The organism is Mitsuaria sp. WAJ17 (assembly GCF_014174515.1).
Classification (GTDB): domain Bacteria; phylum Pseudomonadota; class Gammaproteobacteria; order Burkholderiales; family Burkholderiaceae_C; genus Roseateles_B.
This window is the reverse complement of the sequence record NZ_JACJUG010000006.1, coordinates 106,695-131,453: the sequence shown is the minus strand read 5'-3', so window position 1 is coordinate 131,453 and position 24,759 is coordinate 106,695. Positions and strand designations below refer to the sequence as shown.

Here is a 24,759-nt window from a genome sequence, read left to right as displayed (position 1 = left end):
GCGGGCTCAGCGGCCGCCGGGGAAGCGGGGGCTGTCCACCACCACGCCCACGATGTCCTGGGCGGCATCGGGGCCGGGCGGTGTCTGGTCAAGACTGATGTCGAGGCCGCCGTCGTCCAGCGGCTCGGCGCCTCCCGCGCCAGGGCGTTCGCCGGTCGCGCTGTCAAAGCGCGGGTCCGGCGCAAAGAAGGAGTCCTGGAAGACGGAGGAGTCCTGCCACAGGCTGGCGCCCACCGTGTTGAGGGGGCGACCACTGCCGGCAGGACCCAGCGGCGTGCCTGCCGGGCTGGCCGCCGGTGCCCGGGCGGGCTTGGTGCCGGCCTGGGGGCCGCGCACATGGCTGTTGTTGTAGGGCACCAGCAGCTGCAGCTCGGCGGCGGTGGGCAGCTTGTCCAGAGGGCAACGCAGGTAGCGCACGCGGCAGGCGCTGAGCACGGACTGCTTGATCTGCAGACCGCGGCTCTGTTGCTGGCGCTCGGTGTCCAGGTCGATGGCGGCCAGCACCCGGCCATTGCTGCTGCAGATGGCGAAGCCCACGTTCAGGGCGCCGAGGAGGCCGAACCAGTAGCGCGTCTCACTGGCCTCGCTGGGCTGGCAGAAACGCACCAGGGGCAGCTTGCACAGGATCACGTGGTGGGGCAGGGCCTCGCGCAGCAGGCGGTAGACGCGGCGTTCGTCGGTGCTGAAGACCGGGCGGGGCGTCAGCGGCCATTCCTCCGGGAGGCGTTGCCGCTCACCGCGAGGGCGCTTCCAGAGCCACGCGGCACCCAGTGCGGCAAGTCCCAGGCAGGAGGCCAGGGCAAAGATCCACGGAATGAGGGTCGGCATGGGCGCTCTGGTGACTGCTGGGGAAGTGTCGGACCCGCCGGGATGGACTCCTGGCGGACCGGGCTGCCGTCAAAGTGTAACCAGGGCGGAACCGCCGGCACGGCGAAGTGCCGGCGCTATTGCTTGGCCGCCTTTCCGGCGTCGCGGTATTGCGACTTGACCTCGGCCACGCCGTCGATGAAGTCCCCGAAGGCGCGCACATGGCGCTTGAACTGGAAGTCCAGTTCGCCCATGTGCCGCTCGATGGCCTCGCCCACATGGGAGGACACCGAATCCGGCGGCAGGCGCAGCCAGGCCTCGGACTCACCGCCGTCGCGCTCCACGGTGGCGCCTGCGTTGCGAGCAATCTTGAGCATGGGCGCGTTCTCGCTCAGCGCATGGATGAAGAGGGTCTCAATGCCCCGGTTGCGCGCATGAAGGGCCGCATGCTCGAACAGCCGGGCGCCAAAGCCCCGGCCGCGCGCGCTGGCCAGCACCGAGACGCCGAACTCCGCCATCGCCGGCTTGCCCTTTCGCTGCGGCGCCGGCTCATAGGCCAGATGGGCCATGGCCACCAGCTGCAGCCGGCGATTGAAGATGCCCAGGACTTCGTCGCGGGCGAAATCCAGGTTCATCGCGTACTTGGTGATCTGCTCGTCGCGGGCGGGGTAGCCGAAGCGCAGGTAGCGGTCGCGCTCGCTGAGGCTCAGCAGATGGGTGAGGATGCGCTTGCGGTGCCGGCGCGCCAGCGAGCGGATGGGCACCCAGCTCGCGAAGCGCTGCAGGCCGAGCTTCTGAGGCAGCCAGCCCAGGGCACTCTGCTCGGCTTCAGGTTCGGTGTGGCCGGGGTCGGCCAGGGACGAGGGTTCTTGGGCAGACATGGGGAGCCTCCGCTCAGCAAGGGCACAGCCTGGAGCACAGCCAGTGGGGCTGGGGCATGGGCGCATATTAGCGGGCCGCCTGCCGCGCAGGCTTGATCTGATCGGCATTCCTGCGCGCCCTGGACTTGCCGGTCCGGCTGGGTTTGGGTACACTCGCGGGCTTTCCTGTATCTGGCTGCAGGAAAGATGCGCCTTGGCGCCACGGCGTGAGAGGTCGCGAGCAGGTGGGAAGTCTTCGAGAGAAGGGGTCCCGCAGGCAAAGAAGCGGCACCGAACGGGGGCCCAGTCGTAGAGATTTCAGCCAGCGACTGCTGCGGGCGGGGTTTGATTCCGGTCGCAGCCAACGAAAGCAACTCATGAAGACCTTCAGCGCCAAGCCGGCCGAGGTGACGCACGAGTGGTTTGTGATTGACGCCACCGACAAGGTGCTCGGACGTGTTGCCAGCGAAGTGGCACTCCGTTTGCGCGGCAAGCACAAGGCCATTTACACGCCTCACGTGGATACCGGTGACTTCATCGTCGTGATCAACGCAGACAAGCTGCGCGTGACCGGCAACAAGGCCACCGACAAGGTGTACTACCGCCACAGCGGCTTCCCCGGCGGCATCTACGCCACCAAGTTCAAGGACATGCAAGCCAAGCATCCGGGCCGCGCCCTGGAGAAGGCTGTGAAGGGCATGCTGCCCAAGGGTCCCCTGGGCTATGCCATGGTGAAGAAGCTGAAGGTTTATGCTGGTGGCACCCACCCGCACACCGCCCAGCAGCCCAAGGCTCTGGAAATCTAAGGAACGGCAATGATCGGAAACTGGAATTACGGTACCGGCCGCCGCAAGTCGTCGGTCGCTCGCGTCTTCATGAAGAAGGGCACGGGCCAGATCATCGTCAACGGCAAGCCGCTGGATCAGTACTTCGGCCGTCAGACGTCCATCATGGTCACCCGCCAGCCCCTGGTGCTGACCAACAATGGCGAAGCCTTCGACATCAAGGTGAACGTCCATGGTGGTGGCGAGTCCGGCCAGGCCGGTGCTGTCCGTCTGGGCATCACCCGTGCACTGATCGACTACGACGCAGCCCTGAAGCCCGAACTGAGCCGCGCAGGCTTCGTCACGCGTGATGCGCGTGAAGTCGAGCGTAAGAAGGTCGGTCTGCACGGCGCCCGTCGTCGGAAGCAGTTCAGCAAGCGCTGATCTTCCTGGTCGGCCTTGTGCCGACCCTGCCAGGAAAGCCTCCTCAGAAGCTTTTCAGCACTCCGAAAGGCCGCTCGCGCGGCCTTTTGTCATTGCTGCGGCTGCGTGCAGACTTCACGGCAGCGGGCGCCGCTGTATCGCCGTGGCCTCAAAGCCCTTCGTTACGGCGGGTCATGCGGCCCACTGGCGAATACCTGAGTCCGACGCTGGGGGATAATCCTGGCATCTGACCTCTCTCAAGCAGGACACAAGCGATGAGCGCAGTTCTCGAATCCACCACCGCCGCCGGCCCCAGCGATATCCCGGCGCCCATCATTTTCACCGACAGCGCCGCCGAGAAGGTTCGCGACCTTGTCGCTGAGGAAGGCAATCCGGAGCTGAAGCTGCGCGTTTTCGTGCAGGGCGGTGGTTGCTCGGGCTTCCAGTATGGCTTCACCTTCGACGAGGTGGCCAACGAGGACGACACCCAGATGATGAAGAACGGTGTCACCCTGCTGATCGACGCCATGAGCCTGCAATACCTCATGGGCGCCGAGATCGACTACAAGGAAGACCTGCAGGGCGCGCAGTTCGTGATCAAGAACCCCAATGCCTCGACCACCTGTGGTTGCGGTTCCAGCTTCTCGGTCTGACCCATCTCGCGAAGCGGGGCTGTGCTGACGGCCTTCGTGACGCCTGTCCAGACGCCGCACGGCCATGCCGCTGCGGCGTTTTGCATTCCCGGTCGGGAGGATGGCCTGGGGTGCCTCAGGCGGGATGCCAGGCGCCCAGGATACGCGGCCCCTGCGCGCCGGTGACGGCCGGCAGATTGCCTGCCAGGCCTTGGCAATGCCGCAGGGCCAGCCAGGCGAAGGCCGCAGCCTCCACCTGCATGGCAGGCAGCCCCAGGGCATCGCTGGGCTGCGGGGTCCAGTCGGGCAGGGCGGCTGCCAGGCGCTGCAGGAGCCGCCTATTGAGGGCGCCGCCCCCGCACACCGCCAGCCGGCCGCTGACGCCTCCGTGCGCGAGCAGGGCTTGGGCAATGGAGAGGGCTGTCAACTCCAGCAGGGTGGCCTGGACATCCTCGGGGGCTGCGGGCCCGGGCAGCTCGTTCAGCCGGGCCTGCAACCAGACCGGGTTGAACAGGTCTCGGCCGGTGCTGCGCGGCGGTGGCAGCCGGAAGAAGGGCTCGTCCAGCAGGCGGGACATCAGCTCGGGCAAGACCTGACCCTGTGCGGCCCAGGCGCCATCGGCGTCATAGGGCAGGCCGCGGTGCTGCTGGATCCAGAAGTCCATCAGGCAGTTGCCGGGACCGCAGTCGAAGCCTCGCGGTGGGTCCCCAGGCGAGGGGCTCAGCAGGCTGATGTTGCTGATGCCGCCGATATTGAGCACGGCCTCGCAGCGACCAGCGAACACCGCCTGGTGAAAGGCGGGCACCAGGGGCGCGCCCTGGCCGCCGGCGGCCACGTCGCGGCTGCGCAGGTCTGCCACCACGGCGATGCCGCAGCGCTCGGCCAGCAGCGAGGCATTGAGCAACTGGACGGTGTAGCCGCAGCCGTCGAATTCGCCCGGGCGATGGCGCACGGTCTGGCCATGGGCGCCCAGGGCGCGGATGGTGAGCGTGGGATGGCGCCCGGCCAGGGTCAGTGCCAGGTCGGCATAGGCGCGGGCCACGCCATTGGCGGCGAGGGCGGCGCGATGGAGTTCGTTGTCGCCCGGGGTGTTCAGGGCCAGCAGCTCTGCTCGCAGGGCGGGCTCGAAGGGGGCGAAGGCGTGGTCCAGCACCTGCAGGGTGCTGTCCGGGGCGAAGGCCGCGAGCACGGCGTCCACGCCATCCAGCGAGGTGCCTGACATCAGGCCGATGTAGTGCTGCGTCGCCTGCGGAGCGCTCACGGCGCGGCCTCGGGGGGGTCAGTCGGCGTCGCTGACGCCCTGCCCCAGGGAGCGGGCCACATCGATCTGGGTGCGGGCGGCCTGGGCGGTCTGCTGGAACTGGCCCTTGGCGTAGCCGGGCAGGGTGAGCGATTCGGAGGCGCGGGCGATGGCGCGCGGATCCTGGTGCTGGCCCTTCACGCGGAACTCGAAGTGCAGGTGCGGGCCGGTGGCCCATCCGGTGGCGCCCACGGCGCCAATCTTCTGGCCCTGCTCGACGCGCTGGCCCTTCTTGACGTCGATCCGGCTCAGATGGGCGTAGACGGTGACGCGGTCGTTGGCGTGACGCACATGGATGACGTTGCCGAAGCCGTTCTGCCAGCCGGCGGACTCCACCACGCCGTCACCCACGGCCTGGACGGCCGTGCCGGTGGGGGCGCCGTAGTCCACGCCCAGGTGGGCGCGCCAGGTCTGCAGGATGGGATGCATGCGCATCGAGAAACCCGAGGTCACGCGCGAGAAGGGCAGGGGGCTGGCCAGGAAGGCGCGGCGCTTGCTCTGCCCGTCCATGGTGTAGAAATTGCCCTTGCCGGTGACGCTGTCCCGGAACCACACGGCGCTGTAGCTGCGGCCGTTGTTGACGAACTCGCCCGCCAGCACCTTGCCGGCACCGCCGTCCCAGGTGATGGGCTCGCCGTCGGCGGTCAGGCCTTCGTAGACGACCGAGAAGCGGTCGCCCTTGCGCAGTTCGCGGTGGAAGTCGATGTCGCCCGAGAACATCTCGGCGATCTGGGAGGCGATGGCGTCGGGGATGCGGGCATCATCCGTCGCGGCCCACAGGGAGCTGCGGATGGTGCCGCTGGCCAGGCGCACCTGCGACTGCAGCGGCGCGGTCTCAAGCACGCTGCGCAGGCCCTTGGCGTCGCGCTCGATGCGCAGGCGGGTGAAATGCGTGGCCTGCTGCTCGGGCTTCTCTGCCGGGAAGCGGGCGATCAGGGATTCGACCCGGCCCGAGGGGCGGGCATTGATCTGCACCAGCTTGCCGGTGCGCCCCTGCAGCACGCGCCGTGCCGTGGCGTCGCTGCGCAGGAAGGCGGCGAACTCCGGATCGAAGGCGCCCATGCGCTTGAGGAGGCTGTCGGCGGTGTCGCTGGCGCGGGTGAGGTCGTTGCGGCTCAGGGCCACCTCGTGCTCGGCGAGGTCGGCGAGCTGGGTGGCGAGGTCGTGCGTCTGCACGGCCTCGGCGATGGTGGTCTGGGGCAGGTCCTGGGCGTCGGGCGCCAAGGGAGCCACGCCGAAGGCCGTCACGGCAAATCCGCTGAGCAGGCCTACCAGGCTGCCCGTCAAGGCGCGCGGATGGCGAGCCGCGAAGGCTTCGGCATGCCCCAACACCTTGTTCAGTTCCTTGGTCCAGTCAGTCACGCTTGCGGTCCCGGTCTTCTCTGTGCTTGTTCTGGAGCGCGCCTGCGCGGGTAGCCTGGAAGCGACGCGGTCCGCGGGGGGGCCGTCCACTAGAATCCAGCACTTTTGCGGTCGTCCAAAGATGGCCGCGATGGCCAAAACTGGCGCCGAGTATACCCAGAGCCCCCCTAGTTCAAGGGCTGGGAAACCCGCTTCCAGCCCGATTCCCGCTGCGCATCGCCCTCACGAGAGCCTTTCATGTCCGAATCGCGAACCGATATCCCCGCCAAGCCGGCCTACCCCGTCACCGACCGCGTGCAGGAAGCCCTGCGCGTCAGCCTGCGTGGCTGCGAGGAGCTGCTGCCGCAAGCTGACTGGGTGCAGAAGCTGGCCCGCTCGGAGGCCACAGGCACGCCGCTGCGCATCAAGCTGGGCCTGGACCCGACGGCGCCGGACATCCACATCGGCCACACCGTGGTGCTCAACAAGATGCGCCAGCTGCAGGACCTGGGCCATCAGGTGATCTTCCTGATCGGCGACTTCACCTCCATGATCGGCGACCCCTCCGGCCGCAACAGCACGCGCCCGCCGCTGACCAAGGAGCAGATCCAGGCCAATGCCGAGACCTACTACAAGCAGGCCAGCCTGGTGCTGGACCCGGCCCGCACCGAGATCCGCTACAACAGCGAATGGAGTGAGCCCCTGGGCGCCAGCGGCATGATCCAACTGGCCGCCAAGTACACGGTGGCCCGCATGATGGAGCGCGACGACTTCGCCAAGCGCTTCGCCAGCCAGACGCCCATCTCGGTGCACGAGTTCCTCTACCCGCTGATGCAAGGCTATGACTCCGTCGCGCTGAAGTCCGACCTGGAACTGGGCGGCACCGACCAGAAGTTCAACCTGCTGATGGGACGCCATCTGCAGGCCGAGTACGGCCAGGAGCCCCAGTGCATCCTGACCATGCCCCTGCTGGAGGGCCTGGATGGCGTGGACAAGATGTCCAAGTCCAAGAACAACTACGTGGGCATCACTGAGCCGGCCAACTCCATGTTCGCCAAGATCCTGTCCATCAGCGACGAGCTGATGTGGAAGTGGTTCAACCTGCTGTCGTTCAAGAGCCTGGACGAGATCGCCGCGCTGAAGAAGGAGATCGAGGGCGGCCGCAATCCCAAGGATGCCAAGGTCATGCTGGCCAAGGAGATCACGGCCCGCTTCCACAGCGCCGCCGCAGCCGAGGCGGCCGAGGCCGACTTCAACAACCGCGCCAAGGGCGGCATTCCCGATGACATCCCCGAGGTGAGCCTCTCCGGCGCGCCGCTGGGGATCGCAGCGGTGCTGAAGTCCGCCGGCCTCGTGGCCTCCAACAGCGAGGGCATGCGCATGATCGAGCAGGGCGGCGTGCGCATCGACGGCGCCGTGATCAGCGACAAGGCACTGAAGCTGGAGGCCGGCACCGTGGTCGTGCAGGTGGGCAAGCGCAAGTTCGCCAAGGTCACGATTGCCTGAGATCCTGACATCTGCCAGGGCATGAAAAACGGGAGGCCGGCGGGCCTCCCGTTTTGCTTGCATCAGCACCTTGCTCTCGGGGTCAGGTCTTGCCTCAGGGCTTGACGGGGCGGGGATAAGGCCCTGGCTTGGGCTGCACCACCGGTTGCTCGGCCATGCGCTTCTTCAGCTCGGCGATGGCGCGATCCAGCTGTGCGTCCTGGCCCTTGGCCGTGGCGCGAGGCGGGTTGTCCACCTCGATGTCGGGCGTCACGCCCTTGCCTTCGATGAGGAACTTTCCGTTGATGTCCATCTGCCCGGTTTCGGCGGCGCGCATGATGCCGTTGTCCAGCAGGCGGTTGCGGTCGGACAGCCAGACGCCGGCGCCCGAGCTGGTCTTGCCGATCACGGGGCCGATGCCCAGGCGTTTGAATCCCTCGGAGAACGTCTCGCCGTCGGAGTAGGTGTCCTCGTTCATCAGCACCACGGCATGGCCGCGGAAGACGTGCTGCATGTTCGGATAGGGCTTGGAGCCCTCCGGCGAGCGGCGCTGCCAGAAGGCCCAGGCGCGGCGCAGCAGCTTCTCCAGGATCCAGCTGTCGATGTTGCCGCCGTTGTTGTAGCGGACGTCGATGATCAGGCCCTCGCGGTCGCTGGCGGCATAGAACTCGCGGGCGAAGTCGGCGATGTCGTTGGGCCCCATCGCACGCAGGTGCACATAGCCGATGCGGCCTTCGCCAGCCTTCTCCACGGCCTTGGCGCGGCTCACGCGCCAGTCGTTGTAGCGCAGCTCGTTGTCGCGTCGAGCCGGCACGGGCACGACGATCTTCTGCACCGCCTTGCCCTCGGCCGTCTTCACCTCCAGCAGCACCTGCTTGCCGGCCTGGCCGCGCAGCAGTTCGAAGACGTGCGGCGCCTCGGCGGCCTTGCGGCCGTTGATGGTGGTGATTACGTCACCAGCCTTGAGGCCCAGGCCGGGAGCGGCCAGGGGGCCGGCTTCGTTGGGCAGCTCGGGATCGGCTTCGTAGAGGTGCTCGATGCGCCAGCCCTCGCCCACCTTGGCCAGGCGCGCGCCCAGACCCGCCAGGCCGGGTTCCTCGGGGCCCTGGCGGGCGTCGCCCGGGTTGACCTGGCTGTGCAGGGCGCTGACCTCGCTCACCATCTGAGCCAGCAGCTCGGCCAGCTCGTAGCGGTCGGTCAGCCGGTCGAGCACGGGCTCGTACTTGGCGCGCACGGCCTTCCAGTCCACGCCGTGCATGGCCTTGTCGTAGAAATGGTCGCGGTGCATGCGCCAGGCATCGGTGAACATCTGCTTCCACTCGGCGCGGGGCTGGGTGGCGATCTGCCAGTCGCTCCAGCGCACCTGGAACTTGGCAAGCTCCGAGGGCAGCTTGGGCGCGGCCTCGACGATCAGCACCTCGGGCGCGCCCGGGCCGCTGCCGCGCACCAGCATCAGCTTCTTGCCGTCGGCGCTGAGATCGTAGCCGCGCACGTCGCTGGACAGCACCTCGGCGGGGGTGCCCTGGTTGTCGATGGCGATGCTCTTGAGGCTGGTCTTGCGTTCCAGGTCCTGATCCAGGAACCACAAGCGCTTGCCGTCGGTGCGCAGGGCGCGGTAGTTGCCGGCCGGGACGGGCAACTCATACAGACGCTGGGCCAGGCCTTCGGTGACGATGGCGGGCTTGGCCTTGCCGTCAGGCTTTGCATCGGCCTTTGCTTCAGCTTTCGCATCGGCCTTCACATCGGCCTTCACATCGGCCTTGGGGTCAGGTTTTGCCTCCGGCTTGGCCTCTGCCTTGGGCTCGACCTCCAGCTCGTCCTTGGGCGCGAAGGGCGAGCGCAGGCCCGGCTGCAGGGCCAGGGCGTAGAGCTTGCCGCGCTTGTCGAAGAAGGGGCCCATGTTGCGGTCGCCCCAGGGGCTGCCGTTGCCGGTGGCCTGGAAGTTGCGGTCCGAGGCGAAGTAGAGCCACTTGCCATCCGGGCTGAAGGCGGGCGAGCTGCTGTCGTAGCGGTCGCTGGTGAGGCGGTGGATCTTGCCGTCGGCCAGCGTGTAGAGCATCAGCTGGGCGCGGTCCGGATTGCGCAGGGGCATCGCGAAGGCCAGGGCCTTGCTGTCGCTGCTCCATGTCAGATCGGCAGGGTTGCCTTCCAGTTTGTCCTGGCCGATCACCTGGGTGCTGGGCTGGGGCTGCGCCTTGAGGTCGGTGAGGTAGATCCGGCCTTCCTTGTCGGTGTGGGCCAGGTAGCGGCCGTCCGGCGAGGGCGCCAGGGCCGTGCGCTGGGTGCTGGCGTCATGGGTGATCTGCTGCGGCTTGCCCATGCCGTTGGCAGGGAAGCGCCAGATCTCCTGCTCATCGCTGAAGTCGCAGATGGCGAAGACGGTCTTGCTGTCGCTGGCGAACTCGCCCTTCTTGCAGGCGCCGTCGGCCTGCGCCGGCAGCTCGGCGCGGCGCAGCAGGCCCACGCCCTGAGTGGCCAGATGGCCGCGCGAGGCCAGCAGCACGCGCTCGCCATTGGGGGCGAGGGAGGTTTCGGTCAGGAAGTCCTGGGGGCGCTTGATCCATCGCGCGCGCTGCTGGTCGAAGTCACCGCCCAGGGTGATGTCCAGCTTGCGCGGGGCGCCGGCCTGGGCGAGGTCGGTCAGGTAGAGGTCGGCACCCAGCGCGTAGACCACACGGCTGCCGTCGAGGGAGACATGGCGGATGTCCCAGCCTTTGTGCTGCGTGTGCTGGCGCAGGTCGCCGCCGCGGGCGTTGACGGACCAGAGGTTGTAGGTCCCGTCACGGTCGGAGAGGAAGGCCACGCGCTCCTCGCTGCCCACGCGGTAGGGCATGGGGCGGCGGTCATTGCTGCCCTCGGCGATGAAGGGGCGGGCCTCGGCCTCGCTGGAGAGGTCCAGGGCCCACAGACGGGCCAGACCGCCGCCGCGGTACTGGCGGGCGTTGTCGCCGCGCAGGCCGCCGCGGGTGAAGTACAGGGTCTTGCCGTCGGCACTCAGGGCGCCGTCGCCGGCCTGGCCCACGGGCAGGATGCGTCGCTGCAGGGTCTTGGGGTCAATGGCGAAGAGCTGGGAGCCCGGGCGGCTGTCCAGCCCGGTGTAGATCACCTCGCCGCTGGCGCTGAAGCCCCAGACGCGCATGCCGCCGCCTTCCCAGGTCAGGCGCTTGGGCACGCCGCCGCTGGCGGGCATCAGGTAGATCTCGGTGCCGCTGTCGTACTGGGCGGTGAAGGCCAGCCACTGGCCATCGGGCGAGACGGCGGGCTGGGTTTCCTGGCCGTGGTGAGAGGTGATGCGCTGGGCCTCGCCGCCCTGGGCGGCCACGCGCCAGAGGTCACCTTCGCCGACGAAGTAGACGGTGTTGCCCTGCAAGGCGGGCTGACGGTAGAAGCCGTTCTGGCCGGCCTGGGCCGCCGTGGCCAGGCCCAGGGCCAGCACGGCGCTGGCCAGGGCCAGGGGGGCGGGGCGGAAGCGGGATGTTGTTGTCATTGGGTCTCCTCGGTGGGGCCGGTGCGGCCAGGACGCCCGGACGCACCTTCCAACACTGGGGCGCCCGCAGCGCGCCGGATTGTGTCGTAGGCCGAAGGCTTAGCAGTTCGTCACACCGGCACTGACATGTCCGGAGGGGACATGGGGCGCTGCACCCTGCACATGGCCAACCTGGTCGTCGAAGAAGAAGTCCGGCTCGAACTCCCGCAGAAAGGCGCCCTTGGGCAGGCCGCCCAGGAACATGGCCTCATCGACCTCGATGGCCCAGTCCATGAGGGTGCGGATGGCGCGCTCGTGGGCCGGGGCGCTGCGGGCCGTCACGAGGGCCGTGCGGATGCGCATGTCAGTCTGCGGATGGCGCTGCAGCTCGTGCAGGGCGCGCAGCACGGGCTTGAAGGGGCCGTCGGGCAGGGGACGCATCACGTGCTGCTGCTCGTGCGCCTGGAAGGCCTCCAGGCCCTGGCGCTGGTAGACGAGCTCGGCTTCGTCAGAGAAGAGCACGGCGTCGCCGTCGAAGGCGATGCGCAGCTCCTGGGGGTGGTCCGCCGAGGCGCGGGCCGACAGCGGGAATACGCGGGCCGCGGCCACGCCGGCGGCCAGTGCCTGGCGCACGTCTTCCTCGTTGGCCGAGAGAAAGAGCTGGGCGTTCAGCGGACGCAGGTAGCGCCAGGGCGACTGCCCGCGGGTGAAGACACCGCGCAGGATGGGCAGGCCCAACTGGCGCGCCGAGCGGAACACGCGCATGCCGGAGATGGGGTCGTTGCGCGAGAGCACGACCACCTCCACGCGCTGCTGCTGAAGTGTGTTGAAGCCCAGCAGCTTGCGCACCAGGGAGAAGGCCACCCCCGGCGTCGCCGGCAGATCCAGGCGCTGCTGCTGCAGGGCCATGTAGGCGCGGTCGTCACCAGCCTCGAAGACTTCGTTCTCCTCCTCGAAGTCGAAGAGCGCACGGGAAGAGATGGCGATGACGAGCTTGTCGTCCAGGGAGGTGGGCATGGCGGGGATGATAGCCAGCCGCGACTCGCCCGCCATCCCTCAATGCATGAAGCCGATGGGCTGGCGCTTCGAGGCCCCCGCCGGCAGATCCTCACAGAGCACTGTCCCGCGCCCCGCCAGCTTGGCATTGCCGAAGGCCGTCATCCAGGCGCGGCGCATCTCGCGCGGGGCGACCTCTGCCATGCGGTCCAGCACCGGATCGCTGGGCTGCTCGTCGAAGTGCCTGCCCCAGTCGTGCTGGCTGCGGATGCCCTCGTAGAGGCGGCGGGCAATGCGCCGCGCGGCCTCGGCGTCTGGCGCCTGGACCTCATAGACGTTGACGCGGTTGAGGATGGGCTCGGGAATGCTGCGCGCCTCGTTGGCCGTGGCCACCCAGATCACTTGGCTGGCGTCCACGGCCACCTCGGCGAACTCATCGACGAAGCAGCCGGCGGTGTCGTGCTCCAGCAGGCTGTAGAGCGAGCCCAGCGGGTCGTAGGTGGCCTCGCCGCCGGCCTTGTCGATCTCGTCGATCACCATCACCGGATTGGCGTAGTCGCCGTCCACCAGGGCCTCGAAGACCTTGCCGGGCCGCGCACCCTTCCACTGGCTGGAGGCGCCGGACAGGACCCAGCCGGCGGTCAGCGAGCTCATCGAGACAAAGCCCATGCCCGTGTTCAGCAGCTGGGCGAGCTGGCGCGCGAAATGCGTTTTGCCGACGCCGGGCGGGCCCAGCAGCAGCAGGGGCGTGATCTCCAGCGCGTCCCCGCTGTCGGCGCACAGGGCGATCTGGCGGCGGATGTCGTCCAGCACCTCGTGGAAATTGGGCAGCTCGTCGTAGAGCCGGTCCAGGCTCAGCAGGCCGGAGGGCTTGACCTGGAAGCGCTCCGGGCCCTTCTCCAGCATGCGCTGGTAGGTGCTTCGCAGGGGCTCATGCTCCTGCGGCGGGAGTTTGGCGAGCTTGCGCTCGACGTCCTGGACCTCGAACACCCGCCGCATCTGCGCGATGGGAATGCGCGGCGGCATGCAGGCGATGGCGTGGCTGCTCATGATGGACTCCATGCAGGCTTGCTGAGTTCATTCAAGCAAAAAGAAGCCCGGCGCGTGCACTGGAGAAAGCCCGGATTTGCCAGCCTGTGTTCAATACCTCACGGCGCGCCGTGCGCGCACGTTCGGCAGCTGTGGGCTCAGTGCACCATCGCGTTCATCTGGATGATGGGCTGCAGCACGGCCAGCACGATCAGCATCACCACGCCGCCCATGGCCACGATCAGCAGCGGTTCCAGCAGCGTGGCCATGGCCATGGCGCGGCGCTGCACCTCGGCACTGAGCTGGGTGGCGGCGCGTTGGAGCATGTCTGGCAGCTGGCCGGTCTGTTCGCCCAGGCGGGCGAACATGGCCAGCAGGCCGGGGAAGCGCTTCTTTCCGGCCAGCGCTGGGCCCAGGGGGGCGCCTTCACGGACCAGCACCAGGGCGTCCATGGCGTCCTCGCGCATGGCTGCGTTGGAGAGCGTCTCTGCCGCGGCCTGAAGGGCCTTCAGGATGGGCACGCCACTGCCGGCCAGCATGGCCAGGGTACCGGCGAAGCGCGCGGCGTTGTAGCCCCGGGCCAGGCGACCCACCAGGGGCAGTTGCAGCAGCCTGGCGTCGAAGCGGACGCGCAAGGCCGGCTTCTGCAGGGCCTGGCGCAGGGCCAACGCGCCGCCGGCCAGCAGCAGGGCCACCAGCCAGCCCCAGTGCCGAACGAGGTCCGAGACGGCCAGCACGAAGACGGTCAGCGGCGGCAGGGCCTGCTTGCCGCTGACGAAGACCGCGGCAACCTTGGGCACGACGTTGGTCAGCAGGAAGGTCACGATCAGCACGGCGATCACGCAGACCACGAGCGGATAGGCCATGGCCCCCACGACCTTGGCGCGCAGGGCCTGGCGATCTTCGAGGTCATCGGCCAGCTTCTCCAGCACGCGGCCCAGGGCGCCGCTCTGCTCGCCGGCGGCCACGACGGCGCGGTAGACGGGATCGAACTCGCGTGGTGCCGTGGCCAGCGCGCGGGCAAAGGCTGCACCGCCGTTGACTTCGGCGCGCAGCTGGGCCACCAGCTCGCGCTGGCGCTCGTCCTCGCATTCCTCGGTCAGGGAGGTCAGTGCCCGCTCGATGGGCAGGCCCGCGGCCACCAGCCCGGCCAGCTGTCGCGTCCAGACCGTCAGCGTGGTCTGGTTGAAGACGCGGCGCGCGAACAGCGAGGCCTTGGCCTCGGCGCTCTGCTGGGCCACGGCCTCCACGGCCACCGGCACCAGCTTCTGCGCACGCAGGGCGGCACGTGCGGCACGCGGGTTGTCAGCTTCGATGAGGCCCTTGTTGCTGCGGCCGTCCTCGGTCAGGGCTTCGTACTTGTAGGCAGGCATGCGGACTCACTCACTCGCGCGTGACGCGCAGCACTTCCTCTTGCGAGGTGATGCCAAGCGCCACCAGGCGCGCCCCATCCTCGCGCATGGTGCGCAGGCCGGCGGCCTGGGCGGCCACGAGCAGCTCGCTCTCCGCGGCGCGGTTGTGGATCAGGTGCTGGACCTGGTCGGTGGCTGTCATCAGCTCGTAGACACCCGTGCGGCCCTTGTAGCCGCTGTGGCCGCATTCGGCGCAGCCAACGGCGCGATAGCGGATCACGCCATTCTCATCCGCGGGCTCCGGGCGCTTGCAGTGCGGGCACAGCTTGCGCACCAGGCGCTGGGCCAGCACGCCCAGCAGCGAGGAGCTCAGCAGGAAGGGCTCCACGCCCATGTCGATCAGGCGGGTGACGGCGCTGGGCGCATCGTTGGTGTGCAGGGTGGCCAGCACCAGATGGCCGGTGAGCGAGGCCTGGATGGCAATCTGCGCGGTCTCGAAGTCCCGGATCTCGCCGATCATGATCACGTCCGGATCCTGGCGCAGGATGGCGCGCAGGGCCTTGGCGAAGGTGAGATCGATCTTGGCATTGACCTGGGTCTGACCCACGCCGGCCAGCTCGTACTCCACCGGGTCTTCGACGGTCAGCACATTGGTGGTGCTGGTCTCCAGGGTCTGCAGGCCGGCGTAGAGCGTGGTGGTCTTGCCGGAGCCCGTGGGGCCGGTGACCAGCACGATGCCGTGAGGTTGCTGCAGTTGGCGCTTGAACTCGGTCAGCAGTGCGCCGTCCATGCCCAGGCCTTCGAGGCTGAACTTGGACTCGGACTTGTCCAGCAGGCGCAGCACCGCGCGCTCGCCATGGGCGGACGGCAGCGTCGAGACCCGCACATCCACGGCACGACCGCCGATGCGCAGCGAGATGCGGCCGTCCTGCGGCAGCCGCTTCTCGGCGATGTCCAGCTCGGCCATGATCTTCAGACGCGAGATCAGCGCGGCATGCAGGGCGCGGTTGGGCTGCACCACCTCGCGCAGCGTGCCATCCACGCGGAAGCGCACCGAGCTGGCGCGCTCGTAGGGCTCGATGTGGATGTCGCTCGCGCCGTCCTTGGCGGCCTGGGTCAGCAGGGCATTGAGCATGCGAATGATGGGGGCATCATTGGCTGCCTCCAGCAGATCCTCCACGGCGGGCAGATCCTGCATCATGCGCGAGAGGTCCACCGCGCTTTCGACCTCGCCGACCACCGTGGCCGCGCTGCTCTCGGCGCCTGCATAGGCATTGCTGATGCGCTCGGCCAGCAAGGCCTGGGGCTGGGACTCCATGCGGTCCACCTGGTAGAGGCGCTGTACCTCGGACAGGGCCGCGAAGCTCACCTCGGGCGCGGCCCAGAGGGTCAGCTGCTGGCCGTCGTCTTCCAGCAGCACCGTGTGGCTGCGGGCGAAGGCATAGGGCAGGGGGTGACGGCTGGCCATGGCGTCAGTTCTTGCTGCCGCTCATGGGGCGGCCAGGCTTCTTGTCTTCGGCGCCCGGCAGCATCGGGGCACCGGTGTCTGGCAGGGCGAACTTGGGTTGCGGCTGGCCGGACTGCTGCAGGCCGCGGATGTACTCGTAGCGATCCAGGGTCAGATCATCGGCCGACTTCTGGTCGCGCATGATCACCGGGCGAAGGAAGACCATCAGGTTGGTCTTGATGCGGCTACGGCCGGTGTTCTTGAACAGATTGCCAATCAGGGGAATGCTGCCCAGGCCGGGGACGCGGCCCTCACTGTCGGCGAACTCGTCCTTCAGCAGACCGCCCAGCACAATGATCTCGCCGTCGTCCACTGACACGGTGGTCTCGATGGCGCTCTTCTCGGTGGCCGGGCCGCTGGTGTCGGCCTTGGTGGTCGGGTCGATGGAGGAGTTCTCCTGGTAGACCGTCATGCGCACCGTGCCGCCTTCGCCGATCTGGCTGCGGATGCGCAGGGTGATGCCCACGTCCTTGCGGTCATAGGTCTGGAAGGGGTTGACCGTGCCGGAACTGCTGCCCGTGTTGGTGAAGGAGCCGGTCACGAAGGGCACGTTGCGGCCGACGACGATCTTGGCTTCCTCGTTGTCTAGTGCGACCAGGTTGGGTGTGGACAGCACATTGGCGCCTGCCTCGGTCTCGAGGAAGTTGGCGATGGCGCCAAGTGTGTACTTGTCGCCGATCTTTTTCAGCAGGCCGAAGTTAAGGCCGGCCGGCGCGTCCTTGACGGCAGAGGCCAGGGACGCCGAGCCGCCATAAAGCGCGGCAGAGCCCTGGATGATGTTGCCGGCACCGGTGCCGAAGTTGGTGCCCAGGCCCGGGAGGGTGTTGTCGCCCTTGTTGCCGAAGAGGTTCTGCCACTGCACGCCGAAGGCCCCGGTCTTGGAGGCATCGACCTTGACGATCAGGGTCTCGACATAGACCTGCGCGCGGCGGCCGTCGAGCTGGTCGATGACGTTGCGGATCTGGCGGTACAGCGGTTCCGGCGCCGTGATGATCAGCGCATTGGTGGACGGGTCTGCCTGCACGAAGCCGCCGGTGGAGGGGCTGGGCGAGGACGAGACGGGCTGTGTCGCCGCTGCGGAAAGCCCCGAGCCGCTGGTGCCGCTGTTCATGCCCTGGCCGGGGTTGTTCACGGGCGAACTGGGGGCGGTGCTGTTGCCAAAACTGCCCAGACCGGAGCCGCCCGGCGTGCTGCCACTGCCGCCAGAGGTGCTGCCGCCCGCTCCAAAGGCTGCGCGCAGCACGGTGGCCAGCTTGGTGGCATCGGCGTTCTTCAGGTAGACCACGCGGATGTTGCCGGTGCTGTCGCTGCCCGGCACGTCCAGTTTGGCGACGATGCTGCGCACGGCGGCCAGCTTGGCCGCATTGGGGGCTCGCACGATCAGCGAGTTGCTGCGTGGGTCCGCCACCACGCTGGCGCTGCCGCCGCTGGAGAGCGCCGGCTGGTTGGGCGCCGCCGCAGCGCCACCGCCATCGGCCAGCCGGGCCACCAGCGCGGCCATGTCTGAGGCCACGCTGTGCTTGAGCGGGATGATCTCCAGGTCCGTCGAGGCCGGGGTGTCCATGGCCGCGATGATCTTGGCGATGCGCTGGAGGTTGTCGGCGTAGTCCGTCACCACCAGCGTGTTGTTGCCGGGATTGGCCTGCACCGTGTTGTTGGGGCTGATCAGCGGGCGCAGCACCGGCACGAGGTTGTTGGCCTGCTCGTAGTTGAGGCGGTAGACCTGGGTCAGGATCTGGTCGCCGCGCGGGGCGCCGTTGTCCAGGATGACGGCGCTGCTCTGAAGCTTGGCATCCGCCTCCGGGAGCACCTTCAGCAGGCCGCCGCTCTCCACCACCGTGAAGCCCAGGCCGCGCAGGCCGGCGAGGTAGTTGAGGTAGGCCTCGTGCACGGACAACGGCTGCTCGCTGTAGAGCGTGATCGTGCCCTTGACGCGCGGATCGATGACGAATTGCTTGTCCATCATCACGCCGATGGCGCGGGTGACGGCTTCGATGTCGGCGTTGACGAAATTGAGGGTGACCGGGGTCTGTGCCTTGACCGCGGCGCCGGGCTTCTTGGCCTTGTGCGTGCCGGCTGCGGGCTGCGAGGGAGCCTGGGCCAGGGATGGCGCAGGCTGCGCGGCGAGGGCGGCCAGGGCCAGGGTCAGGAGGCTGAGGCGGGGACGCGTGTTCATGCTCATCCGATCGTGATGACGGAGCGCGCGCCTTGGCGCCGCCCGATGATGTTCAGGAGATTATTGAGGGCCGTCTCGCGGCCGGCGGCGGCAGAGGCCTCGCCCTGGAACTGCAGGCGCTGGCCTTCGCCAACACGACCCTGGCCCTGCAGTTGCAAGGCACCGTCCAGGGTCTGCAGTTCGATGCGGGTCTGCCCGGGCTTCTGGGCATCGCCCACCAGGCTCAGCTTGTAACTGCCCAGGGGCGCGAGCGTGGAGACCCGCGAGCCGATGTTGACGAGTTCGAAGTCCAGTTGGCCCTGCTGCTGCCATTGGCCGCCCTGGTACTGCAGGCTCAACTGGCGCGCGCTCAGGCGCAGCGAGCCGGACAGCTGCAGGGTGTTCCAAGGCGTGCCCAGGCCCCCCAGCCAGGCCGCCGGCACGCGGGCCAGCCACTGGTCCTGGGCCGGCAGGTCCAGGCGCAGGCGGCCCCAGCCGGGCTGCAGGCGCAGCGAGAGGGTGTCATTGATGCAGCAGTCCTGGCGCAGGCGCAGCACCGGCTGCCAGCCATCGAGGCCCACGGACCAGGACAGGCGGCCGGGCAGGCTGGCGGCATCACGGCTGCCGGGACCGCCCTGCAGGACCAGCACACCGGAGCCGTTCCACACGCTGCCACTGGCATCGGCCAGCAGCAGGTGCTCGCCGCTGGACTGGGCCAGGCCCTGGGCCAGCCAACGTGCCGGTGCGCACAGGACCAGGCCGACGATGCCGCCCAGCAGCGCGCCGCCCAGCGCCCAGCGTCGCGGCAGTCGCGGCTCGGCGCCGGGAAGCTTGCGCGTGGCGCGTCGGATCATGGAGCGGCTCCGCCGTCCAGGGCCAGCACGATCACGCCGTTGTAGCCGGAGGGACTGCGCTGCATCTGGGCCTCGATGGTGCGGGCGCGCGCCGCGCTGCGGGCCTCGGCCAGCCAGGTCTGCAGCTGTTCGGGACTGATGTTGCGCAGCTGCAAGGTGGCGCGATCGCCGCTGAACTGGAGCTGGGCACTGCCGCCCAGGCGCTCGGTAGAGGCCTTCAGCGCCTGCTCGGCCTGAGCGGGCGGCACAGGGGGCAGGTCCTTGAGGGTCTTGCTTTCCTGGGCCAGGCGGCGCATCTGCTGCAGCTGCTCCTCGGCCTGGGCCAGGCGCGGCGGGGTCTCCCGCAGGCTGCGCAGGGCGGGTTGCAGGGTGAGCAGCCACAGCAGCAGGGCCGCCAGGGCGATGCCGCCCAATTGGAGCATGGTGCGTTCGCGAGGCTGCAGGGCCTGCCAGCGCTGCTGCAAGGCCTGGAGCTGGGGCGGGAGGGGGCGTCGAGTCGGGGCGTCCATGGGTCTTTTCCGTGCCAGGGGCTCAGGAGCCCGCAGCGGTGCCGCGCTGGCGGCTGATCTGCAACTGGCCGTTCTGGCTGTCCAGGGCCCAGCCCTCGCTGGCCAACTGGCGCTTGAAGGCCTCGATCTGTGCGGGGCTCCAACTGGCCGAAGGGAAGACCAGGCGGCCGTCCTCGAACTTCAGGGCCTCGGCGGGCGGCATGTCCGCGGGCCAGGCGGTTGCGGCGGCGCTCAGCAGGGCTTCGAAGTCCCGCTCGCCAATCAGGCCGGCGCGGGCCCGCAGGGCATCGGCTGCCTGGCGCATCTGCAGAGGGGCGTCATGCACCACGCGGGTCGCCGGGAAACTGCCCATCAGCAGGCTGCTCATCTCGGCCTGCATGCTGCGCAGCCGGCTCTTCTGCTGCCAGGCCTGCACATTCATGGCCAGCAGCTGCACCAGCACCAGGCCGATCAGGCCCAGCCGGGCGGGCCGCCAAGCGGGGCTCATCAGCTGACGGCCCCACTGGCGCAGGGCCTGCAGGCCGCGCGTGCGGGGCAGGAGGTCGAACTGGCGCAGGTTCCAGGGGCCCTGCAGGGCTTGCAGGGCGCGGGGACCGGCGGCCTGCACGCTTACGGGGTGGCCCAGCCACCGTTCGGCGGCCTGCACGGCGTCGGGCGAGGCCGTCCAGGCCAGCTCGCTCATGCCAGGGCCCAGCAACTGGCGGGCCAGCGGGCCGTCCAGGGGCAGTTGGCTCACGCCGCGGGCATCGCTGAGGACGAGGCTCAGGGCGTGATCCTGGGCCTCGGCATCTCCCAGGCGGTCCAGCACATGGGCGCGGGCGGCCTCACCGGGCCAGCTCAGCGGCAGCACGCGTTCCACCAGCCGCCCCGCCTGCTCGAGGGCATTGAGGTGCTGCAGCAGCCAGCCCTTGTGGCAGGCGCAGACCCAGGAGCGATCGTCCGCATCGGCTTGGGCTGCGATGGCGAAGTGGAGCTCGTCCGCTTCCTCCAGCAGTTGCTCCTCCAGCAGGCCGGCGAGCGCCGCCTGCAGCTTGCCGCGCGCCGCCTTGGGCAGCTTCAGCTGGTGCCAGCTGAGCTCGCCGTCGGGGACCACGGCGACGCTGGCCGATGCCGCGGGCAGCTCAGCGGGCAGGGCGCGGCCCTGGGCCGAGATGCCCTGGCCGTCCGTGCTCAGCAGGTATTCGAATTCCATAGGCTCGGCGCCCTGCCCGGTTCGCGGGGGCGCGTCGCTGTGCGCAGCGCGGCCCAGGCGGGCGCGCGGCGGCAGAAGGATCAGCAGGGTCGAACTCATGGTCTCTCTTGAAAGGCGGCCATTCTAGGAGTGCGGCAGCCTGGGGACTTTGGGGGGCGGGCGCGGCCCGCACGCGGGCGGCCGTATCGCTCCTGGTCCTCCGGCACGGCGCTCGCACGCGCATTCTGGCGAAGCTAGGGCGCTTGCAACATCAGGTTTACACGCTCCCTTGCAACAACACGCATCTCCAGGCCGTTGCGCCAGACCAGGGAGCGCTCCTGCAGCACCCGCTCGTCCAGCCGCAGGGTGCCGGTGATGAAGAAATACGCCGAGGCCACGCCCGCCCGGCTTTCGTCCGGCTGCACGCCCTGGGGCAGGTAGCGCTGGATGTCGGTCTGCGACTTCAGTGGCTGGTTGATGCGGTCGCGCACGATGCGCTCGGCGCTGCCCAGGTCCATGCCCTCGAAGAGCGCGGCAATGACCTCGCGCGGTGCGGTGTTGAGGTTCACCGGGGTCTTCTGAGGCAGCAGGGTCACGAAGGGCTTGAGGCGCTTGACCACGTCGGGGCTTAGGCCCAGCCAGCCGAGTTCGTCCACGGTATGGGGCATCAGCGGCGCCTGGTTCTTGTCCTCGACAAGGCCAGCAGCGGCGCGCAGCTGCTTCGCCAGCAGTTGCGCGGTGCCGGAGGGCACGCCGGCGCTATCGCACAGGCGCTGCAGCGTGCGCAGCTCGGCCGCAGGCAGTTGCTCGCCCAGAGTCAGGTTGCGCAGGTTGTAGAGGGCCTGGGCATCGCTGAGCTGGCCGGACAGGAAGGCCTCGGGGCCATCGGCGGTCTCGTCGCCGGGCGGCTTCTTGCCTTCCTGGTCGGCGGCCAGAAAGGTGGACAGGCGAGCCTCGGCCAGCGGCACGGCCCAGACCTCGCCCAGGTGATCGACGGCCTCGCGTTGGTTGGCGCGGGCGTCTTCACGCAGGATCAGGCGGGCCCAGTCCAGGGCGCCCTGCAGGATCCAGGCGGACTGGGCGCGGGCCCGGTCCGCGGTCTCGATCTGCACGGCGCGGTACTGGCGCCAGATCATGGCGGCCGCCAGACTGGTCACCAGGGTCACCAGCAGCAAGGCCGTGAGCAGGGCGGCGCCGCGCTGTCGCGGCAGGGCGGGGTGCATCGCGGGCCTCATGACTGCGGGCCCAGCATGATCTGGCGCAGCAGCGGGCCGCCGTAGCCCTGGCCGTCCTGGAACTGCAGCTGCATGCGTACGCCGGTGGGCAGCTTCTTGCGAGTGGGGGCGTTGGGGTTCTTGTCCTTGTCGGCACCGGCATTCGAGCCCTGGTTGCCGGAGCCTGTGCCTGTGCCTGCGCCTGTGCCGCTGTTCTGGCCGGTGGTGCTGCCCGTACCGCTGCCCGTGCTGCTACCCTTGCCGGCCCCCGCAGCGGGGGGCTGGGAGCTGTCCTTCTCGACGTCGTCGGCGGACTGTGCGTTGCTCCAGCTGTTGCCCCGGAAGAAATACACCTGCCAGCCCTGCACGCCCTCCAAGGCCTTGAGCCGCCGCTCGTCCAGCACCAGGGCCTGCTGGCTCTGGGCCCAGGCCGTCTGCAGCTCGCCGCGCGTGCGGGCGATGCGCGACTCCCAGCGATAGAGACTGCCCTCGCGAACCCCCCAGGCTACGAGTTGCAGCCCCTCTGGGCGATGGCGGGTGATGCGCAGGGTGGCGCCGTCGAAGCTGAGGGCATCGACACCGCTGTCACGGCCCTCCTCGAGCTGTTGCAGGTCCTGCTCCCACTGGGCCAGCACGGTCTGCAGGCGTGCCGTGGTCTCGAGATTGGCCTGTGCGATCTCGCGGGTGCGCAGCATGGCCTCGATCCCGCGCCAGCCCATCAGCGCCATCACGGACAGCACGACGAGGGCGACCATCACCTCGATCAGGGTGAAGCCGGTCCGGATGCGACGGCGAGCGTGCATCAGTTGCGCCCCATGATGGTGGTGATACTCAGCAGGCCTTGGCCCTGCTCGTCGCGCATCTGGGTATCGACGCGGCGGAAGTTGGGATTGGGCGTTGCGCGCACCAGCATGTGTCCGGTGAAGTTCTGGCCCAGCTGCTGGCATTGGAAGTCGCTCTCGCCGATGTCGGGGAACTGGCCCGAGAGGCGCAGCTCGGTCAGTTGGTTCTCGGCACACCACTGGGCGGATGTCATCTGGGCCAGCCGTGCCGCATGGTTGCTCAGCGCACCTGCGGCCTTCAGGCCCGCCGCCAAGGTGACGGCGACGATGGCCAGCGCGACCAAGGCCTCGATCAGCGTGAAGCCGCGCGGAGCGCGGCAAGCAGGGGCCTGGCGGTGCATCAGGGATCCTGGGTGGCGGGCTGCACCGCGAAAGCCGACAGGCCGTCACTGCTGATGCGCACGGTGTAGTTGCCATGCCGCAGGCGCAGGGCCTGCGCGGGGATCAGGGGCTCGGGCCCGAGCAGCAGGCTTGGCGCGCCCTCGACCTCGGCATGCATCTCCTCGCCCAGCCATTGCCGCGGCATCTGGATGCGTTCAGGAAGGCCTTCGAAGCGGAAGCCGCTGCCGCTGGAGTCCTCGACCGGGCGCCAGCGCACGGGGATGCCGGCCACGCGCGCCTCGGCCCGTGCCGATTCCAGCAGGGCTGCCAGGCGTTCGGCCTCGCGTTCCAGCTGAGTCTGGCTGCTGTCGCGCAGGGCCAGGGTGACCGAGACGGAGGCGATGGCGACGATGAGCATCACCACCAGGATCTCGATCATGGTGAAGCCGCGCTGGCGGCTGGCGCGCATGGGCAGGGCCTGCGGGGGCTTACTGCCAGGAGCCGACGTCGGCGTCGTCGCCTTCGCCACCGGGCTTCTTGTCGGCGCCGTAGCTGAAGACATCGATTTCGCCCTTCACGCCGGGGTAGGCGTACTGGTAGTCACCGCCCCAAGGATCCTTGGGCAGCTTCTCGAGATAGCTCTTCCAGTTGCTGGGCGCCGGGCCGCTGGTGGGCTTCTGCACCAGGGCCTGCAGACCCTGCTCGGCCGTGGGGTAGCGGCCGTTGTCGAGCTTGTAGAGCTTCAGGGCCTGCATGATGGCGCTGATGTCGCCACGTGCGGCCGTGGTCTTGGCTTCGCCCACGCGATTCAGCACCGAGGGGCCGATCATCGCGGCCAGCACGCCGATGATGACCAGCACCACCATGATTTCGATCAGGGTAAAGCCGCGCGCCAGGCCGGCGCGGGAAGAACGGACGCGAAGAGATTGCATGACGTCAGGAGCCACAAAGATTTGGACGAAGCCACCCGGGCATGGTTTACCCGGGGGCCATGGCGGCACTACAGCGCTGAATCATAATCGCCGCATGATTGCTCGATTGAGTGCCTTTCTTGTCTGGGCCCTGCTGGGGCTGGCCATCGTCTATTGGGGTATGGCGCTGGGCCTGCGCTCGCCTGCTGCGCCGGCTCAGACCGTAGCGGTTGCCGACACCGCGGCCCCGCGCTCGGACCTCAGCCGCCTGCTCGGGGCCACGCCCGCTCAGTCCGAGGCGGCACCCTCTCCTGATGAAAACCGCTTCAAGCTGATGGGCCTGGTGGCGCCCAAGCGCATTGATGGCCATGAGCAGGAGGGGGTGGCCCTGATCTCGGTTGACGGCGGCCCGCCGCGCACGGTGCGCGTGGGCGCCCTGGTGGATGGCGAACGCCAGTTGCTGTCCATCAGCGGCAATGCGGTGAGCATTGGCCGTCCGGGCCAGCCCGCCTTCACGCTGACGCTGGCGCCGCTGTTGCCGGCACAGGGCGTGGCCATGAACACGCAGCCGCCCGCGACCTATGCCTTGGCCGCACCGATGGCGCCTGCCGCGCAGTCGCTGGCGCCGCCCATGGGCGTGCAGCAGGACCCAGGCGTGGTGCCCGGTGTCATGCCGCCCGCGGCACTACCGCCGACGCGCCCCCAGTCCAATATGGCGCCGCAGCCCAATCAGGTGCCACCACCGCAGCCGGGGCCCAACAGCCTGCCCCTGCGCTGAGCAAAGGGCCGCCTCGGGCGGCCTGTTTTCATTTCTTGGGGT

At 68.9% G+C, this 24,759-nt stretch carries 23 protein-coding genes; 5 read left to right on the top strand and 18 right to left on the bottom strand.

Annotation, left to right across the window (positions count from 1 at the left end; genetic code table 11):
* Window positions 1-6 precede the first annotated feature (6 nt).
* Window positions 7-828: a DUF2726 domain-containing protein gene (locus tag H5407_RS06805; RefSeq protein ID WP_183103685.1), complete on the bottom strand. Its 822-nt coding sequence runs from the start codon at window positions 826-828 to the stop codon at window positions 7-9.
* A 116-nt stretch (window positions 829-944) separates the two neighbouring features.
* Entirely contained in the window at window positions 945-1,688 is a 744-nt protein-coding gene (locus H5407_RS06800) for a GNAT family N-acetyltransferase (RefSeq protein WP_183103684.1), read from the bottom strand.
* Between the two features lie 356 nt (window positions 1,689-2,044).
* Here H5407_RS06800 and rplM point away from each other — a divergent pair, with 356 nt between their 5' ends.
* From rplM to erpA, 3 genes are all read left to right on the top strand, one after another.
* On the top strand, window positions 2,045-2,473 hold the full coding sequence (gene rplM, locus H5407_RS06795) for a 50S ribosomal protein L13 (RefSeq protein WP_183103683.1): 429 nt from the start codon (window positions 2,045-2,047) through the stop codon (window positions 2,471-2,473).
* Between the two features lie 9 nt (window positions 2,474-2,482).
* Window positions 2,483-2,875 (top strand): 30S ribosomal protein S9, encoded by a 393-nt coding sequence (rpsI, locus tag H5407_RS06790; protein WP_183103682.1) that lies wholly within the window; start codon window positions 2,483-2,485, stop codon window positions 2,873-2,875.
* 254 nt (window positions 2,876-3,129) lie between these two features.
* Window positions 3,130-3,507 (top strand): iron-sulfur cluster insertion protein ErpA, encoded by a 378-nt coding sequence (gene erpA / locus H5407_RS06785; protein ID WP_183103681.1) that lies wholly within the window; start codon window positions 3,130-3,132, stop codon window positions 3,505-3,507.
* Between the two features lie 115 nt (window positions 3,508-3,622).
* Here erpA and H5407_RS06780 read toward each other — a convergent pair whose 3' ends face one another.
* Both H5407_RS06780 and H5407_RS06775 read right to left on the bottom strand, forming a co-directional pair.
* Window positions 3,623-4,747 (bottom strand): anhydro-N-acetylmuramic acid kinase, encoded by a 1,125-nt coding sequence (locus H5407_RS06780; RefSeq protein WP_183103680.1) that lies wholly within the window; start codon window positions 4,745-4,747, stop codon window positions 3,623-3,625.
* Between the two features lie 18 nt (window positions 4,748-4,765).
* The gene (locus H5407_RS06775) at window positions 4,766-6,148 is read right to left on the bottom strand and encodes a peptidoglycan DD-metalloendopeptidase family protein (RefSeq protein WP_310737625.1); all 1,383 of its coding nucleotides are present in this window, start codon (window positions 6,146-6,148) and stop codon (window positions 4,766-4,768) included.
* 237 nt (window positions 6,149-6,385) lie between these two features.
* Here H5407_RS06775 and tyrS point away from each other — a divergent pair, with 237 nt between their 5' ends.
* Complete coding sequence (gene tyrS / locus H5407_RS06770; RefSeq protein ID WP_183103679.1) at window positions 6,386-7,633, top strand: tyrosine--tRNA ligase; 1,248 nt, start codon at window positions 6,386-6,388, stop codon at window positions 7,631-7,633.
* Between the two features lie 94 nt (window positions 7,634-7,727).
* On the opposite strand, the gene H5407_RS06765 is transcribed toward tyrS, so the two are convergent.
* From H5407_RS06765 to gspG, 14 genes are all read right to left on the bottom strand, one after another.
* Window positions 7,728-11,099 carry a S41 family peptidase gene (locus H5407_RS06765; protein WP_183103678.1) on the bottom strand — a complete coding sequence of 1,124 codons (3,372 nt, stop codon included), beginning with the start codon at window positions 11,097-11,099 and terminating at the stop codon, window positions 7,728-7,730.
* Between the two features lie 99 nt (window positions 11,100-11,198).
* The gene (locus tag H5407_RS06760) at window positions 11,199-12,095 is read right to left on the bottom strand and encodes a 5'-nucleotidase (protein ID WP_183103677.1); all 897 of its coding nucleotides are present in this window, start codon (window positions 12,093-12,095) and stop codon (window positions 11,199-11,201) included.
* A gap of 39 nt (window positions 12,096-12,134) precedes the next feature.
* Window positions 12,135-13,124 carry an AAA family ATPase gene (locus H5407_RS06755; RefSeq protein ID WP_183103676.1) on the bottom strand — a complete coding sequence of 330 codons (990 nt, stop codon included), beginning with the start codon at window positions 13,122-13,124 and terminating at the stop codon, window positions 12,135-12,137.
* 137 nt (window positions 13,125-13,261) lie between these two features.
* Window positions 13,262-14,476 (bottom strand): type II secretion system inner membrane protein GspF, encoded by a 1,215-nt coding sequence (gspF, locus tag H5407_RS06750; protein ID WP_183103675.1) that lies wholly within the window; start codon window positions 14,474-14,476, stop codon window positions 13,262-13,264.
* Window positions 14,477-14,486: 10 nt separating this feature from the next.
* On the bottom strand, window positions 14,487-15,923 hold the full coding sequence (gene gspE / locus H5407_RS06745) for a type II secretion system ATPase GspE (protein ID WP_183103674.1): 1,437 nt from the start codon (window positions 15,921-15,923) through the stop codon (window positions 14,487-14,489).
* A gap of 4 nt (window positions 15,924-15,927) precedes the next feature.
* Window positions 15,928-18,138, bottom strand: coding sequence for a type II secretion system secretin GspD (gene gspD, locus H5407_RS06740; RefSeq protein WP_255501110.1), 2,211 nt, complete (start codon window positions 18,136-18,138; stop codon window positions 15,928-15,930).
* A 2-nt stretch (window positions 18,139-18,140) separates the two neighbouring features.
* Window positions 18,141-18,971, bottom strand: a complete 831-nt coding sequence (gene gspN, locus H5407_RS06735) for a type II secretion system protein N (RefSeq protein WP_183103672.1) — start codon at window positions 18,969-18,971, stop codon at window positions 18,141-18,143.
* Window positions 18,968-19,480, bottom strand: a complete 513-nt coding sequence (gspM, locus tag H5407_RS06730; protein WP_183103671.1) for a type II secretion system protein GspM — start codon at window positions 19,478-19,480, stop codon at window positions 18,968-18,970. Before gspM ends, gspN begins: the two co-directional genes overlap by 4 nt.
* Window positions 19,481-19,502: 22 nt before the next feature.
* The gene (gene gspL / locus H5407_RS06725) at window positions 19,503-20,771 is read right to left on the bottom strand and encodes a type II secretion system protein GspL (protein ID WP_183103670.1); all 1,269 of its coding nucleotides are present in this window, start codon (window positions 20,769-20,771) and stop codon (window positions 19,503-19,505) included.
* A gap of 134 nt (window positions 20,772-20,905) precedes the next feature.
* Window positions 20,906-21,874 carry a type II secretion system minor pseudopilin GspK gene (gene gspK / locus H5407_RS06720; RefSeq protein WP_183103669.1) on the bottom strand — a complete coding sequence of 323 codons (969 nt, stop codon included), beginning with the start codon at window positions 21,872-21,874 and terminating at the stop codon, window positions 20,906-20,908.
* Between the two features lie 8 nt (window positions 21,875-21,882).
* Window positions 21,883-22,668 (bottom strand): type II secretion system protein J, encoded by a 786-nt coding sequence (locus H5407_RS06715; RefSeq protein ID WP_183103668.1) that lies wholly within the window; start codon window positions 22,666-22,668, stop codon window positions 21,883-21,885.
* Window positions 22,668-23,048, bottom strand: coding sequence for a type II secretion system minor pseudopilin GspI (gspI, locus tag H5407_RS06710; RefSeq protein WP_183103667.1), 381 nt, complete (start codon window positions 23,046-23,048; stop codon window positions 22,668-22,670). Before gspI ends, H5407_RS06715 begins: the two co-directional genes overlap by 1 nt.
* The gene (locus H5407_RS06705; protein ID WP_183103666.1) at window positions 23,048-23,497 is read right to left on the bottom strand and encodes a GspH/FimT family pseudopilin; all 450 of its coding nucleotides are present in this window, start codon (window positions 23,495-23,497) and stop codon (window positions 23,048-23,050) included. The genes gspI and H5407_RS06705 overlap by 1 nt, the downstream gene beginning before the upstream one ends.
* Before the next feature lie 19 nt (window positions 23,498-23,516).
* Complete coding sequence (gspG, locus tag H5407_RS06700) at window positions 23,517-23,960, bottom strand: type II secretion system major pseudopilin GspG (protein WP_183103665.1); 444 nt, start codon at window positions 23,958-23,960, stop codon at window positions 23,517-23,519.
* A gap of 94 nt (window positions 23,961-24,054) precedes the next feature.
* On the opposite strand from gspG, the gene H5407_RS06695 reads away from it, so the two are divergent.
* Window positions 24,055-24,717, top strand: coding sequence for a hypothetical protein (locus H5407_RS06695; RefSeq protein WP_183103664.1), 663 nt, complete (start codon window positions 24,055-24,057; stop codon window positions 24,715-24,717).
* Window positions 24,718-24,759 lie beyond the last annotated feature (42 nt).

Bases quoted from the DNA above. Each gene is read 5' to 3' on its own strand.
- H5407_RS06805 (WP_183103685.1), bottom strand. From the start codon at position 828: ATGCCGACCCTCATTCCGTGGATCTTTGCCCTGGCCTCCTGCCTGGGA.
- H5407_RS06800 (WP_183103684.1), bottom strand. From the start codon at position 1,688: ATGTCTGCCCAAGAACCCTCGTCCCTGGCCGACCCCGGCCACACCGAA.
- rplM (WP_183103683.1), top strand. From the start codon at position 2,045: ATGAAGACCTTCAGCGCCAAGCCGGCCGAGGTGACGCACGAGTGGTTT.
- rpsI (WP_183103682.1), top strand. From the start codon at position 2,483: ATGATCGGAAACTGGAATTACGGTACCGGCCGCCGCAAGTCGTCGGTC.
- erpA (WP_183103681.1), top strand. From the start codon at position 3,130: ATGAGCGCAGTTCTCGAATCCACCACCGCCGCCGGCCCCAGCGATATC.
- tyrS (WP_183103679.1), top strand. From the start codon at position 6,386: ATGTCCGAATCGCGAACCGATATCCCCGCCAAGCCGGCCTACCCCGTC.
- H5407_RS06765 (WP_183103678.1), bottom strand. From the start codon at position 11,099: ATGACAACAACATCCCGCTTCCGCCCCGCCCCCCTGGCCCTGGCCAGC.
- H5407_RS06760 (WP_183103677.1), bottom strand. From the start codon at position 12,095: ATGCCCACCTCCCTGGACGACAAGCTCGTCATCGCCATCTCTTCCCGT.
- H5407_RS06755 (WP_183103676.1), bottom strand. From the start codon at position 13,124: ATGAGCAGCCACGCCATCGCCTGCATGCCGCCGCGCATTCCCATCGCG.
- gspF (WP_183103675.1), bottom strand. From the start codon at position 14,476: ATGCCTGCCTACAAGTACGAAGCCCTGACCGAGGACGGCCGCAGCAAC.
- gspE (WP_183103674.1), bottom strand. From the start codon at position 15,923: ATGGCCAGCCGTCACCCCCTGCCCTATGCCTTCGCCCGCAGCCACACG.
- gspD (WP_255501110.1), bottom strand. From the start codon at position 18,138: ATGAACACGCGTCCCCGCCTCAGCCTCCTGACCCTGGCCCTGGCCGCC.
- gspN (WP_183103672.1), bottom strand. From the start codon at position 18,971: ATGATCCGACGCGCCACGCGCAAGCTTCCCGGCGCCGAGCCGCGACTG.
- gspM (WP_183103671.1), bottom strand. From the start codon at position 19,480: ATGGACGCCCCGACTCGACGCCCCCTCCCGCCCCAGCTCCAGGCCTTG.
- gspL (WP_183103670.1), bottom strand. From the start codon at position 20,771: ATGAGTTCGACCCTGCTGATCCTTCTGCCGCCGCGCGCCCGCCTGGGC.
- gspK (WP_183103669.1), bottom strand. From the start codon at position 21,874: ATGCACCCCGCCCTGCCGCGACAGCGCGGCGCCGCCCTGCTCACGGCC.
- H5407_RS06715 (WP_183103668.1), bottom strand. From the start codon at position 22,668: ATGCACGCTCGCCGTCGCATCCGGACCGGCTTCACCCTGATCGAGGTG.
- gspI (WP_183103667.1), bottom strand. From the start codon at position 23,048: ATGCACCGCCAGGCCCCTGCTTGCCGCGCTCCGCGCGGCTTCACGCTG.
- H5407_RS06705 (WP_183103666.1), bottom strand. From the start codon at position 23,497: ATGCGCGCCAGCCGCCAGCGCGGCTTCACCATGATCGAGATCCTGGTG.
- gspG (WP_183103665.1), bottom strand. From the start codon at position 23,960: ATGCAATCTCTTCGCGTCCGTTCTTCCCGCGCCGGCCTGGCGCGCGGC.
- H5407_RS06695 (WP_183103664.1), top strand. From the start codon at position 24,055: ATGATTGCTCGATTGAGTGCCTTTCTTGTCTGGGCCCTGCTGGGGCTG.